9 protein-coding genes are annotated in these 14,103 nt (G+C 70.6%); 4 read left to right on the top strand and 5 right to left on the bottom strand.

Translation table 11 applies throughout. The annotated features are described in order from the left end of the window. Positions 1-33: 33 nt before the first annotated feature. Positions 34-1,680 (bottom strand): tRNA pseudouridine(13) synthase TruD, encoded by a 1,647-nt coding sequence (truD, locus tag FOF48_RS22080; RefSeq protein ID WP_143904720.1) that lies wholly within the window; start codon positions 1,678-1,680, stop codon positions 34-36. Positions 1,681-1,752: 72 nt separating this feature from the next. Here truD and FOF48_RS22075 point away from each other — a divergent pair, with 72 nt between their 5' ends. From FOF48_RS22075 to FOF48_RS22060, 4 genes are all read left to right on the top strand, one after another. Continuing rightward, positions 1,753-2,676: a hypothetical protein gene (locus tag FOF48_RS22075; protein ID WP_143904719.1), complete on the top strand. Its 924-nt coding sequence runs from the start codon at positions 1,753-1,755 to the stop codon at positions 2,674-2,676. 136 nt (positions 2,677-2,812) lie between these two features. Further along, a complete protein-coding gene (locus FOF48_RS22070; protein ID WP_143904718.1) occupies positions 2,813-4,483 on the top strand; it encodes an adenylate/guanylate cyclase domain-containing protein in 1,671 nt (556 codons plus the stop codon). Positions 4,484-4,503: 20 nt separating this feature from the next. Continuing rightward, entirely contained in the window at positions 4,504-6,837 is a 2,334-nt protein-coding gene (locus FOF48_RS22065; RefSeq protein ID WP_255442546.1) for a serine/threonine-protein kinase, read from the top strand. A 107-nt stretch (positions 6,838-6,944) separates the two neighbouring features. Further along, positions 6,945-7,835 (top strand): hypothetical protein, encoded by an 891-nt coding sequence (locus FOF48_RS22060; protein WP_143904717.1) that lies wholly within the window; start codon positions 6,945-6,947, stop codon positions 7,833-7,835. Positions 7,836-7,883: 48 nt separating this feature from the next. Here the strand turns inward: FOF48_RS22060 and FOF48_RS22055 are convergent, their stop codons facing one another. The 4 genes from FOF48_RS22055 to FOF48_RS22040 all read right to left on the bottom strand — a co-directional run bounded on the left by FOF48_RS22055 (position 7,884) and on the right by FOF48_RS22040 (position 13,892). After that, positions 7,884-9,701: a DUF4215 domain-containing protein gene (locus FOF48_RS22055; protein ID WP_143904716.1), complete on the bottom strand. Its 1,818-nt coding sequence runs from the start codon at positions 9,699-9,701 to the stop codon at positions 7,884-7,886. Positions 9,702-9,832: 131 nt separating this feature from the next. Then, on the bottom strand, positions 9,833-11,257 hold the full coding sequence (locus FOF48_RS22050) for a sugar porter family MFS transporter (protein ID WP_143904715.1): 1,425 nt from the start codon (positions 11,255-11,257) through the stop codon (positions 9,833-9,835). A 206-nt stretch (positions 11,258-11,463) separates the two neighbouring features. Further along, on the bottom strand, positions 11,464-13,059 hold the full coding sequence (locus tag FOF48_RS22045) for a sigma-54-dependent Fis family transcriptional regulator (RefSeq protein ID WP_143904714.1): 1,596 nt from the start codon (positions 13,057-13,059) through the stop codon (positions 11,464-11,466). Continuing rightward, a complete protein-coding gene (locus FOF48_RS22040) occupies positions 13,056-13,892 on the bottom strand; it encodes an MBL fold metallo-hydrolase (RefSeq protein WP_143904713.1) in 837 nt (278 codons plus the stop codon). The genes FOF48_RS22045 and FOF48_RS22040 overlap by 4 nt, the downstream gene beginning before the upstream one ends. Positions 13,893-14,103: the final 211 nt, after the last annotated feature.

The raw sequence follows: 14,103 nt of genomic DNA, 5'->3' as shown, positions 1-14,103 counted from the left end.
CGTGACGGAAGGCCATTGCGCCGCACCCTTTCATCACTTCCGCTTCTGTTTTTTCGCGGACTTGGCGGCGGCCAGGCGCTGCTTTTCGGCTTTCTCCGCCCGGCTCTCGGCCTTCACCTGCTTGCGCTGCTTCTGCTTGGCCCGGAAGCCCAGCGGAATCTCCGGCTCCGGCGCGGCGGGGGCCGTGAACGTGGCCACGGGCGCGGCGGCCCGGGCAGGACGCTCGGCGCGGTCGGTGCGGACCCGGGACTCCCGAGGCTCCTTGGACTCATGGACCTCCGGCGACGCCTCGCGGCCCGGGCGGGCCGGACGGCCAATGCGGCTGGGAGGACGCGGCTCGCGGGCCGGGGCGGCGGGCAGGCGCTTGCTCGCCAGGGCGCGGTGGCGCGAGGGCCCCTCCGCCTCACGCGCGGCGCTCCGGGCGGCGGTGTCCCCCCGAGCCTCCTCGCGCTCGGCGGTGACGAGGCGCGGACGCTGCGAGGCGCGCACGTCCTCCTTGGTGTCTTCCGTGTACTCGAAGTGGAACAGGCGCTTGATGACCAGCGTGGCGTACGCGCCCGGGGGCAGCGTGAAGGCCACGTTGACCTTGATGTCGCCCCGGTTCACGTCGTCGTTCTGCGTGCGGCCCACGACGAGCTTGTGCGGGAACATCACCAGCGGGCGCTGCTCCTCCTTGAAGTAGAGCATCCGCTCCGCGCCCTTGATGCGCAGGTCGGCCAGCTTCAGCTTCTCCCGGCCCAGCACCCAGGTCATGGCCTCCGCCACCTTGGGGTCCTCGAAGGTGGAGTCCGGCCCGACGAGCGGGAAGGTCTTCTCGCGCAGGGTGTGGAGCACGTCCGGGGCGGCGTCCCGGAAGTGCAGCAGCGTGCCGGCCTGGTAGCGCATGGGGAACATGTGCTCGCGCGGCAGCATCAGCTGGAGGTAGCGGCGGACGCCCTCGTTCCAGAGGAAGCTCTGGTACTCGAAGAGGATCATCGCCCGGTAGTCCGAGTCGATCTGCAGGAACGCCTTGAGCCAGTCGCCCGGGTTGTCGCGCAGGGAGCGCAGGATGCGGTGGTACTTCTTCGCGCCCTCGAAGGGCACGCGCGCGTCCCAGCGGCCCCAGTTGTCGCGCCAGAAGCCCTTCACCTTGGCGTCCTCGGTGCGGTCCAGATCCGAGGGGCGGGCGAAGTAGTTGTGCAGCGCGGCCTCGAAGTCGCCCCGGATGATGTCCTTGGCGATGAAGCCCTGGCCGTGCTTGAGCGCGCCGAAGCGCTGGCTGTCGAAGTAGTTCACCACGCCCAGCCGGTTGACCTCCGCGGCGGCCAGGTTGAGCGGCGCCAGCGAGTCGTGCGTCAGGGCGCGCACGGTGACGGAGAAGCGGTTGGAGGTGATGTTGCGCGCCGACAGCGGCTTGTCCGTCCGGCCCAGGAACTTCAGGCGCAGGTCGGCCTCCTGCATGTCCACGTCCGCGCCGTCCACGGCGATGATCTGCTCGGTGCGGCCCTGCTTGTCCTTCAGGCCGCAGTAGCTGATGGCGCCCGGCTTGAGGCCGAACGCTTCGCGGATGCGGTTCACCGCGTCGAAGGTGGACAGCTTCTGCTTGTCCATGAGGTAGACACGATGCCGCCCACTGGCGACCTCGTCGAAGCGGTAGGACTCCTTCACGGAGAAGTCCTCGGGTTTTTGCTTGATTCGCACGACAGCCCCCTTAGCAGCGTGGGCGCGCGGAATGAAGCGTTCGCGCCCGAAATGGGCATAACCTGCAACCCCATGAGAACTCTTCCCCTCCTGTCGCTGGGCCTCCTCGTGGGGTGTGCGACCCCGCTGTCCACGATGCAGACGGCGAAGACGCTGTCGCCCGGGCAGGTCCAGGTGACGGGCAGCATGGGGGTGTTCATCCCGGTGGGCACGCTCGCGACGGTGGTGGATGTGGGCATCGACCAGGGGCGGGAGGCGAAGCGGGCGGTGGACGAGGGCCGCCCCTACACCCTCACGGAGGAGGACCAGCAGCGCCTGCTGACGGCGGGGCTGGCGCTGGTGGTGGCGCCTCCGGGCACCAACCCGGAGCTGATGGTGCGGGTGGGCGTGCTGGACGGGCTGGACCTGGGCGGGCGCTACAGCGGCAACTCGCTGCGCTTCGACGGCAAGGCGCGGCTTGCCCACGGAGGCGGGGACTCGCGCCGCTCCTATGACCTGGCGCTGGGGCTGGGGGTGTCCAAGCACCTGTTCTCCGGGGCGGCGCTGGACGTGCTGGAGGTGGTGCACCTGGGCGACTTCGACCGCTGGGACGTGGAGGTGCCGCTGTACCTGAGCGCGGAGTACGGCGACGTGTTCAAGCTCTACGGCGCCCCCAAGTACGTCTTCAGCCACACCCGGATGGACCCGCAGCTGGTGGACATCTCCCAGGGGGGCACGCCGGTGACGGGCTTCGACGTGAGCCTGCCCACCGAGGTGAACAGCCACTTCGTGGGCTCCACGGTGGGCTTCGCGGTGGGGTACCGCTACGTGCACTTCTACGCCGAGCTGACGGGGGGGTACGTCTTCTGCAAGCCGAACGTCTTCGGCGCCCGGCGGGACCTGGGCGGGCTGACCTTCCTGCCGTCCATCGGTCTGGCCTTCCGCTCGCCCGAGCGCCGGTCCTCCGCCGTCCCGGCGCCCGGCGCCCCGGGGCTGGTGGCCCCGCCGTCTCCATGAGAGGTGGGGGTGGCGACGCCGAGGCGGGGACTGACCGGCCGTGCAGGGCGACGCCGGGCGTCCTCCCAGGGGCCGACGCGAGCGTTCCTTTGGGGCGGAAGGCTCTGGTAGTGTCCGCGCCGGTGAGGATTCGCGCGTGAACCAGGCACCCGCCCCATTCCCGCCCAGGTCCGGGTCGCACCCGCGCGGGCCGCACCTGACGGGGCGGTTCGCGGACGGGACGCTGGGGGAGTTTCCCCTGGGCGCGACGACGTCGCTTGGCCGCCACCCGTCCAACACGCTGCGGCTGGTGGACCGGGAAGTGTCCAAGGAGCACGCGACCATCGAGAAGGTGGGGCGCGACTTCGTCCTGCGCGACCTCAACTCGTCCAACGGCACGTTCATCAACGGCCGCCGGGTGACGGGGGAGATGCGGCTGCGCGACGGGGACGAGATCGCCCTGGGCTCCTCGCGGCTCGTCTTCCACAGCGGAGAGGCGGCGGCGGGCGGGGCCAATCCCCCCACGCTGCCGGGCGTGACGGTGGTGGCGAACGCCGTCTCCATGCCGGCCTTCCTGGCCCAGATGGACCAGGTGCCGCAGAACTTCCGCCCGTCCGACCAGGTGACGGACACGGCGGCGCTGCGCCGGGACTACGAGAAGCTGCGCATCGCGCACGAGTTCCACCGGCAGGTGAGCCTCAAGGGCAACCAGGACGACCTGTTCGAGCAGATCCTCAAGGTGGCCTTCGAGCTGCTGGCGGCCGACCACGGCGTCATCCTGAAGGTGGGGCCAGAGGGGGAGTTCATCCCGGCCGCGGTGCACCACCGGCAGGGCAAGCAGGTGAACGTCATGCTGTCGGACACCGTGCTCAAGCGCGTGGTGGAGACGGGCAAGGCGGTGCTCACGGCGGACGCCATCATCGACGAGCGCTTCTCCGCGGCGGAGAGCATCGTGGCGCAGGGCATCCGCTCCGCCATGGCGGTGCCGCTGATGGTGAACGGCGACATCCAGGCAGTGCTCTTCCTGGACAGCCGGCAGCAGATCAACGCCTTCTCGGAGAAGGACCTGACCATCCTGTCCGGCATCGCCGCGCAGGCGGGCATCGCGCTGGAGAACGCGGCCCTGGCGGAGCAGATCCGCAACGAGGCGGTGACGCGCGCGGAGCTGTCGCGCTTCCTGTCCAAGGCGGTGGCGGACGCGGTGATCAACGGCGGCACGGAGGACCTGCGCCAGAGCCGGCTCGCGGAGGTGAGCTGCCTGTTCGCGGACATCCGCGGCTTCACCACCCTGGCGGAGAGCGACTCGCCGCAGGAGGTGGTGTCGATGCTCAACAGCTTCTTCACCGCCATGGCGGACGTGGTGTTCCGCTACGAGGGCAACCTGGACAAGTTCATCGGGGACTGCGTGATGGCGGTGTGGGGACCGCCGTCGTCGCACCCGGATGATCCGGCCCGCGCGCTGCGGGCGGCGCTGGAGATGCAGGACGCCGTCACGGAGCTCAACCGGCAGCGCGTGCTGGACGGCAAGAAGCCCATCGAGGTGGGCATTGGCGTCAACACCGGGCAGGCCGTCGTGGGCTACATGGGCAGCGCGGAGCGGCACGAGTTCACCGCCATTGGCGACACCGTGAACACCGCGTCGCGGCTGTGCGGCATCGCGAAGAGCGGCGAGGTGCTCGCGTCGGAGGTCACGGTGCGCAAATCCGGTCCGGGCTTCGACGTGGAGGAGCTGCCGGTGCTCCAGGTGAAGGGCAAGGAGAAGGGCGTGCAGACCTTCCGCGTGCACGGCGCGGAGCTGACCACCTCCACCTCCCGCAAGGTGCGCTGACGGTGCGCTCCTCGTCCTTGATGCCCACGCAGTCGTGCCCCAACTGCGGCACGGTGCACGACACCCGGGTGTACGTGAGCGGCCAGAAGGTCACGTGCCGCTGCGGCATCCGGTTCGAGGTCCGCCGCGCGGACGTGTCGGGCATCCGTCCAGCCGACGTGTCGGGCCTCCGCATGGCCGTCCCGGCGGACGAGGAAGCAGGCGCCGCGGTGACGTTCGTGCCGCGCACGGCGGATGATCCGCCAGAATCGATGTCACCTTCCGCCGCTCCCGGTGTTGGGACGGACAGGGAGGACACGGTGGGACAGGAGATGAGGGCCGGCTCCAGCGTCCCAGGGGGAACCGAGATGAACATCCCGCGACCGGATGGCGTGGGGAAGGGGGAGGAGGGCGACGTCGCCGCGGGGGGGGTACCCGCCGCCGCGGGCGTGAGCGCCCAGTCCTCGGGGGTGGCGCTGCCTTCGTCGGAGCCAGAGGCGGTGATGGACGGAGCCACCCTGGTGCGCTCAGCGACGCCGGGCGTGCGTGCGCCCCGGGCTCCGGTGGACACGTCCGTTCGCGTGGAGACGGCGGAGACGGTGCTGTCGGGCGCGAAGCCCCAGCTGCCGGGCCTGGAGCTCCTGGAGGTGCTGGGGCGCGGCGGGATGGGCGAGGTGTGGCTCGCGCGCCAGCAGTCCCTGGGCCGCACGGTGGCGGTGAAGGTGCTGCCGCCCCGGCTGGCGAAGGACGCGGAGTTCGTGTCGCGCTTCGACAAGGAGGCCACGGCGCTGGCGACCCTGTCCCACCCGAACATCGTGCAGATCATCGACCGGGGCGTGGCGGGCGAGCACTACTACTTCGTCATGGAGTACGTGGAGGGCCAGTCGCTGCGCCACGCGCTGGGCGGGCGCGATCCGCTGGCGCCCCCGCAGGCGCTGAAGGTGCTGCTTCAGGTGGCGCGCGCCGTGGAGTGCGCGCACGCCAAGAACATCATCCACCGCGACCTGAAGCCGGAGAACATCCTGCTGGACGGGCGGCTGCACGCGAAGGTGGCGGACTTCGGCCTCGCGGGGATCCGCGAGCCGGATTCGGAGAAGCACCTCACCGCGACGGCGGTGGCCATGGGCACGCTCAACTACATGGCCCCGGAGCAGCGCCGGGACGCGAAGAACGTGGATGGGCGGGCGGACCTCTTCTCCCTGGGCGTGATGATGTACGAGGCGCTCACGGGGGAGCTGCCCGTGGGCCGCTTCAAGCTGCCGTCCCAGCGCGTGCGCGGCCTGGATCCGCGCCTGGATCCGGTGGTGGAGCGCCTGCTGGAGACGGACCGCGAGTCCCGCTACGCCACCGCCACGGAGGTGTGCGAGGCGCTGGAAGTGTTGGTCTCCACCACGTCGTCGCCGCACGTGGCGCCGGCGTCGGAGCTGGCGCGCGCGCAGCCTTCGCACGCGGACGCCAGGAGGCTCGCGTCGCGGCCCGAAGCGGTGATGCTGGAGAAGTTCCACGCGGGCTGGGGCCGGGTGCGCACCGGCCTGTCCGTGGTGGGCGGCCTGGCGCTGCTGGGCTTCGCGGTGCGCGCCTTCGTGGGCCCGGTGAGCCTGCGCCTGGGTGACGAGGAGTACGGCCTGGGCCGCCAGAAGCCGGTGCAGACCGCGCAGCACTTCCCGCCCAACACGGAAGGGGAGGTGTTCGCCGGCTTGAAGCTCACCCCGCCCGCGCCGGGCTCGGACACCTCCACCCTGGAAGTGGGCTTCGAGCCGGGCGAGGAGGAGTTCAACGTCCACAGCGGCTCCTGGGAGATGAAGAACCAGGAGCTGCAGGTGATCCAGGCCGGGATGGAGGCGGACGGCAAGCTGGTGCCGCGCGCGTACCTGGCCCACCGCTATTTCAGCAGCGACGACTTCACGGCCGAGGTGCTGATGGACGTGAGGCCGCTGGGCCGCGAGTGGTCGGTGGAAGAGGACGGGCAGCACTTCGGGGAGCTGGCGTTCCGCATCCGCGACGTGCAGGTGTCCGTCTTCGCCATCCCGGACGCGGGAATGCGCCTGTCGTGGCGCTACTTCTCGCCGGACGACGGGCGGGAGATTGTTGGCAACAGCGCGGAGGACACCAAGAACCTGGTCCAGGACGAGATGCCGGTGCCCCGTCAGGGCCCGTTCCTGGTGCGCCTCCAGCTGAAGAAGCAGAAGAGCGGCGTGCGGGTGGACGCCTTCCTCAACAAGAAGCTCTTCGCCAGCAAGGTGCTGCCGGGCTTCGAGGGCCGGGTGGGAAAGCTGGCCCTGGGATGCCGCAACCTGAAGTGCACCTTCGATGACCTGAAGGTGGTGGGGCGGCTCCAGGAGCGCCCCGTGCGCCGCGTCGCCACCGGCGAGTAGTCCGTCCCCGCGGGTGGGGCTTGCCGCTCCGCCCGTGCGTTCCCACCTTGCTCCCGCCGGGCTCCGCCGTCGCGGGGCCGCCCGGCGCGCGGGTGGGGGAGATGGACATGGACCTGGGACGCGTCCTGCTGCTGCCGCTCTGCGGGGTGGGGCTGGCCCTGCTGCTCTGGGCGACGTTCACCCTGGGGCGCGCGCCAGCTGGCTCCCGGCCGTGCGGGTTGCTGGGGGGCTTCGGGGCCCTGGCCCTGGGGCTCGTGCTCTTCGTCCCGTGGATGCGCGGAGCGCCGCTGGTTCCCGTGTCGCCGGACGTGCTCGTGAAGGCGGTGGGTGGAGGGCTGCTGGTGCTCGCCGCGGGCGCGTCGGCCCTGGGGGCACGGATGCGTCTGCGGGCGGACACCTTGCGTGGCGCCGCGCCGCGGTCCCTGGATGAGGCGGTGGAGGCCCTGCGCGCGGGGCGGCCTCCGGGCTTCGGGGTGTACCGGGGCCGGCTGGAGTGCCTGGAGACACTGACATCGCCGGGCGGCGTGCCTTGCGCCTTCTACGACGCGGCGGTGCACGCGGTGGGAAAGCAAGGCCAGAAGGGCCCGCTCCTGTCGCGGGAGCGCGCGTACGCGCCGATGCTGCTGCTGAGGGGAGAGCGGACGCGGGCGGCGGTGGGCTTCGTGCCCTCCGCGCTCCTGGCGCCGGTGGAGGTCCGCCGGTGCGTGACGGTGCCCGCGCTCACTCGGGCGGAGCTGCTGGGTGCTCCCGGACAGGCGCTGTCCTGGGAGCGCGTGGGCGCGCCCGGTGAGGCGTGTCTGGTGGTGGGGGAGCTGCGGCGGGGCTTCCTCGACGGGACCTACGAGCTGCGCGGGCGCGGGGGGCGTCCGGCGCAGGTGGTGCTGGGGGAAGAGGCCGCGGGCACCGGCGGGGAGTTGTCCCGCCGGGCCTGGAGGCACTTCGCGGCGGCCGGGGTGTTGTCCCTGGCCGCCGGGGTCATGCTCGCCCGGACCCTGTGAGGTCCGGACGGAGGGCCCCGGCCCGGGAAGGCGCCGGGGCGGACGGCATCAGCCGATCTCGACGCGGCAGGTGGGGCTGCAGCCGTCGCGCGCGGTGGTGTTGCCGTCGTCGCACTCCTCGCCATCGTCGGCCTGGATGATGCCGTCGCCGCAGCGGGCGTTCCAGATGCAGGTCAGGCTGCACTTGCCGTAGCCGGGGCCGTTGTTGTTGCCCTGGTCGCACTGCTCACCCGCATCGAGGGTGCCGTTACCGCAGGTGGACTTGCACTCGGTGCGCTGCGTCTCGAAGTTGTTCAGGGTCAGCTTGTACGAGGACGCGGACGTGTGGCGCTCCGCCTGGAACACGACGACCTCGTAGATCTTGCCCTTCACCAGACCCAGGCCCGTGACGGTGGGCCCATTCGCCAGCGAGACCGTGCCGGACGTGGCGCCGTGCACGCCACCCAGGTCCAGGGCGAGCTTGCCGTTGATGAACACCCACACGTCGTCGTCACCCAGGAACGTCAGCTCCTCGGTGCCCTTGAACTCAAACCAGTAGCGCGTCTCGCTGGTGAAGCTGAAGTTGCGCGGGACGCCGCTGCCGTCGTTGAGCTTGTTCTCCTTGCCCAGCTTCACCCAGCCGCCGTTGTCGAGCGGGAAGAAGGTCTGGTTGTTGAACAGGTAGGAGCCATTGCCCTGCTTGCTGAGCTTCAGGGTGCTGACCTCCGTGACGTTGACGTTCGGCGTGTCGCGATACCACTGGTCGAAGGCCGTCTTGCCATGGGTGACTCCGCCGTTGCCGGTGGCGCCCTTGGCGTAGATGGGCTTGCCATCCGAGCCAAGCGGCCCGTACTTCGCGCCCACGATCCCCTGCTCCGCGCCGTTGGCATCCTCGAAGTCAGGGTGACGGGTCGCGGGAGCGCTGCAGCCCTGTCCGCCGCCCATGCCGCAGAAGTCGCGATAGACGACGGGGATCTCCACCACGTCAGGAGGAGACTCGGTGATGCGAACACAAGCGAAGCCCGGCTCCAGCTTGCACGTCGGCGAGCAGCCGTCGTTGGCGCGCAGGTTGCCGTCGTCGCACTCCTCGGTGGTGTCACCCGGGAGGATGACGCCGTCGCCGCAGCGGGCCTCGCAGGTGCCGTTCACGCACTTGGGCTCCAGCACGCACAGCGGCGAGCAGCCGTCGCCCATGTCGTGGTTGCCGTCGTCGCACTGCTCGGTGCCTTCCTTCTTGCCGTCACCGCAGACCGTCTTGGTGCACGGCTGGCCCAGCACGTCGCACTTGTAGCCCTGCTCCAGGCGGCAGGTGTCGCTGCAACCGTCGCCCTTGGTGGCGTTGCCGTCCTCGCACTCCTCTTCACCCGCGATGATGCCGTCACCGCACTGCGCTGCCTTGCAGCGCTGGCCCTGGAGGGGGCACGTCCAACCCGACTCCACGGTCTTGCAGTCCGCCGAGCAGCCGTCGCCGGAGACCGTGTTGCGGTCGTCACAGATCTCGCCAGCCTCGAGCAGGCCGTTGCCGCAGGCCGCCGTCTTCACGCACGCCTGGCCGGGCGTCGGGCAGGCATAGCCGGCCTCGACCTCCAGGCAGTTCGCCTTGCAGCCGTCGCCGGACGTGGTGTTGCCGTCGTCGCACGCCTCACCCTTCTGGTGCTTGCCGTCGCCACAGACGGCAGGGCCCGGATCGTACGGGCCGCCGTCGGGCAGGGTGTCACTGCCCCCATCCGTCCCACCGTCGGTTTCGATGACGCTGCCATCCGTACCGGGCGTGACGCCGCCATCAGGAGGTGGATCGTCGGTGCCGGAGCAGGCAGTCAGGGCGAGGAGGAAGGAAGCGAGCACGATGCTCGCCAGTCGAGTCCGAGCGGGGGAATGTTTCAGCATGAAGCAGATGCTGGAAGGCCCTGACCCCGGGTGTCAAATGGATCAGGTGTTTTCCAACCCAGTCGGCGCGTGTAAATGGAGAAAGCCCGTACAGGTGTACGGGCTCCCAGGTGTGACCCTGCCTCGCCGGGCTACATCTGTTCCAGCTCCCGACCCTTGGTCTCCTTGATGTACCGAGCGGCGAAGAAGATGGAGAAGACGGCCGCCGCGGCATACAGGCCGTAGGCCCAGCCCAACCCGAGGGCCTTGAGCGACGGGAAGGTGGCGGAGACCAGGAAGTTGGCCAGCCACTGCGCCATGGCCGCGATGGAGAGCGCGAGCGCGCGGATGCGGTTGGGGAACATCTCCCCCAACAGCACCCAGACGACGGGGCCCCACGAGAAGCCGAAGAAGACGACGTAGAGGTTGGCCGCGATGAGCGCCGTGGTGCCCGCCGCGCCCTGGAGCACCGGCTTGCCCGCGGCGTCCAGGGGGGCGGTGCCGAACAGGTACGCCAAGAGCCCCAGCGTCAGCGCCATGCCGACGGAGCCGATGATGAGCAGCGGCTTCCGGCCGATCTTGTCCACGAACGCGATGGCGACGAGCGTGGTGAGGATGTTGGTGACGCTGGTGATGACGGTGATGGCCAGCGAGTTCTGCTCGGAGAAGCCCACCGCCTGCCAGAGGACGCTGGAGTAGTAGAAGATGACGTTGATGCCCACGAACTGTTGAAGCATCGCGAGCACGATGCCAATCCACACGATGGGCAGGAAGCCAAAGCGGCCGCCCTTCAGGTCCGCCATGTGCGGGGTGTAGTTGGTGCGCAGCGAGTTGCGGATCTCCACGACCTTGGACGGCGCGGTGTCTCCCTCGATGCCGCGAAGGACGCCGAGCGCCTCCTGCTCACGCCCCTTGGCCACGAGATAGCGGGGGGACTCGGGGATGAAGAGCGAGCCCACGCCGTAGAGGATCGCGGGAGGCAGACCGCTGAAGAACATCCACCGCCACGCGGTCATGCCGAGCCAGCCGGGGTTGGAGGCGGAGCCCGCGGATCTCGCGATGGCGAAGTCCCCGAGCAGGGCCATGAAGATGCCCACCACGATGGCCAGTTGTTGCAGCGACGCGAGCCGTCCGCGCAGGTGCGCCGGAGCGATCTCCGCGATGTACGCGGGCGCCACGACGCTGGCGGCGCCGACGCCCAGCCCGCCCACCAGCCGCCAGAAGCTCAGGTCCCACAGGGAGAACGCGAACCCGGAGCCGATGGCGCTGATGGTGAACAGGCCGGAGGCGATGAGCATGGTGCGCTTGCGGCCGTACCGGTCCGCGACGTGGCCCGCCAGGAACGCGCCGGCCGCGGAGCCGATGAGCGCGGACGACACCGCGAGCCCCAGCGCCAGGCTGCTCGCCGCGAATTGCGTCTGGAGCGCTCCGACCGTGCCGTTGATGACGGACGTATCGAAGCCGAAGAGGAAGCCACCCAGCGCGGCCACCACGGAGATGACGAGGATGTGACCTGTGTGCGTCTCCGGCTGCGCGGTGGGGTGCCTGCCCGCAGGGACATCCAGGATATCGGCCATGACGTGCTCCTTTCCCAAGGGGCACGTCCTGCACGGGGGAAACCGGGGGAGGGGGTTCGCCTCCCGGTGTCCGGCCCTCGCGGTTCGCACAACGGCCCTGTGAATAGGTGCCCCCCCTGAACACTGGAGGGCACCCCCAGCCGGGACTCCGCTTCCTCGGCCGCTCGTGGGGGCAGGAGGCCCCGTCACCGAGAGCGGGACGGGGGTCAGCCCTCGTCCGCCAGGCCGTACTCCTTGAGCTTCCGGGCCAGCGTGTTACGGCCGATCTCCAGCGCCCGCGCCGCCGCGGTGCGGTTGCCCTTCACCGCCTCCAGCACTCGCAAGATGTGGCGGCGCTCCACTTCCGCCAGCGGGAGCAGCAGCGGGGCTTCCGGCGCGGGGGCGGGCTCCTGCACGGACGGCGCGGGGGACAGCGCGCGGTCCAGGGAGGGCAGGGGGAGGTGCTCCTCCAGGATCTCGCCTTCGCAGAGCACGACGGCGCTCTCGATGCAGTTCTCCAGCTCGCGCACGTTGCCGGGCCAGCGGTAGCGCATGAGCCGCGCGAGGGCGGCGGCGCTGAGGCGGGGCGGGGGCAACCGGTGGCGCTTCGCGGCGGTGGCGACGAAGTGGCGCGCGAGCCGTTCGATGTCCTCCGCGCCGCGCTCGCGCAGCGGGGGCAGCAGGAGCTCCACGACCTTGATGCGGTAGTAGAGGTCCTCGCGGAACCGGCCCTCCGCCACCATGCGCGGCAGGTCGCGGTGGGTGGCCGCGACGATGCGCACGTCCACCTTGACGGCCTGGGTGCCTCCCACGCGTTCGAACTCGCGATCCTGGAGGACGCGCAGCAGCTTGCCCTGCACCGCCTGGGGCAGCTCCCCCAGCTCGTCGATGAAGACGGTGCCACCGTCGGCCGCCTCGAACTTGCCGGGCACGCGGTGGTCCGCGCCGGTGAACGCGCCCTTCTCATGGCCGAACAGCTCGTTCTCGATGAGGGCGGCGGGCAGCGCCGCGCAGTCCACCTTCACGAAGGGCTTGTCGCGCCGGGGGCCGTTGACGTGGATGGCGCGCGCGAACAGCTCCTTGCCGCAGCCGCTCTCTCCGCGCAGCAGCACCGTCGCGTCCGTGGGCGCGGCCTTCTGCACCAGGCGGTAGAGGGCCTTGAGCGGCGGGGCTTCACCGATGATGCGGTTGAAGAAGTAGCCCACCGGGGCCTGCGGCTGATCCTTGGCGCGCTGGAGCTCCTGGTAGAGGCTGGTCGTCTGGAGCGCGGTGCTGACCTGGGCCGCGATGTCGGTGAGCTTCCGGGTGTCGTCCTCCGTGAAGGGACCGCCGCCCAGGCGGTTGAGGACCTGGAGCACCCCGTACACGGCGCCCGCCGCGTCGCGCAGCGGCACCGCGGCCAGGCTGATGGTGCGGTAGCCCGTCATCCGGTCGATGTCCGCGAAGAAGCGCCGCTCGCCGCGCGGATCCGGCACGTGCACGGGCTCCCCGGCCTCCGCCACGTAGCCCGCCACGCCCTGGCCCAGCTTCACGCGGATCTGCGCGACCTCCGGCAGGTGCGCGGCGCGGCTGAAGAGCTCGCGGCGCACCGGATCCAACAGCCACAGCGTGCCGCGGTCCGCCTGGAGCGTGATGGCGATGCGGTCCACGAGCGCCTGGAGGAAGGCGTCCAGGTCCACCTCGCGCCCGACGAGGCCGCCAAGGGGGAGCAGGACCTGGGACGACACATCCGGCGGGGACGAGGGCATGGCGGCGGGCAGCGGCGGCAGCGTGAAGGACGCGCGTGGCAGTGTAGCGCAGGGCTCCTGGCTCGGCAGGCTCATGCGCCCGCCGCGCGGCCCAGGAGCATGCGCTGGCCCTCGCGCGCGGGGTCGGTGAAGGGGAACAGGCCGCGCGCCTGCTGCGCCATGTCCTCCAGCAGCTCGTCCGCGTGGGACGGATCATGGTGGAAGAGGAAGAGCCGCCCGGCGTTCAGGTCACGGGCGACCTTGGCCGCGTCCATCATCGTCGAATGGCCCCAGCCCTTCTTGGACAGGCCCGTCTTCCCCTCGTACTCGTCCGGGGTGTACTGCGCGTCCAGGCACAGCGCGTCCGCGCCCTCGAAGTGGTGGGCCACGTCCGCCGTGAGGCGCTCCGGCAGCTCCACGTCCGTCGCGTACACGAACGAGTGGCCGTCCGCCTCCACGCGGTAGGCCATGCACCCGTCCGGGTGCGGCACGTCGATGGGCGTCACCTTGAAGGGGCCCACCTCCACCGTGCGGCCGTGCACCGCGGCGCCAAAGGCCATCTTCGAGCGCATGGTGGACAGGGGCACCGGGAACTGCGGCGGGCGCATCTGCTGCGACAGCGTGGACTCCAACGCCTGCGCGCCGTTGGCACCCGGGCCGTACAGCGTCAGCGACGTCGTGGGCAGGTAGGCGGGCGTGAAGAAGGGGAAGCCCTGCACGTGATCCCAGTGCAGGTGTGAGAAGAACATCGTCGCCTTCCGCGGCGCGCCCTCGCGCAGCATCACCTCGCCCAGCGTGCGGATGCCCGTGCCCGCGTCGAGGATCAACCGCTCACCCTGGCTCGTCACCTCCACGCACGCCGTGTTGCCGCCGATGCGCGAGCCCGACACCGCGATGCTGCCTCGAACCCCGAAGAACCGGACTTCCATGGTGACTCTCCTGATGCTCCGGCACCCGCTGGAGGCGCCCTGACGTGAGGGGGACACAGCACGTGGAGTGCCAGCGCCAAGGGGTTGGAATCACTGGAGTGGGGGGGGGCGGGGAAGGACGGACCGCTCCGTTTCGGGGCGCTCTGGATCGGGCGGGCGGTCCATTCCGGGGCGGTCCTCGGGGCGGCGGAATCCTGGTAGACCCCAGGGC

Origin of the sequence: Corallococcus sp. Z5C101001 (genome assembly GCF_007352635.1) — a bacterium.
GTDB classification, from domain to species: Bacteria; Myxococcota; Myxococcia; order Myxococcales; family Myxococcaceae; genus Corallococcus; species Corallococcus silvisoli.
Note: the sequence above shows the minus strand (reverse complement) of the source record. Positions and strands in the feature narration are given on the sequence as shown.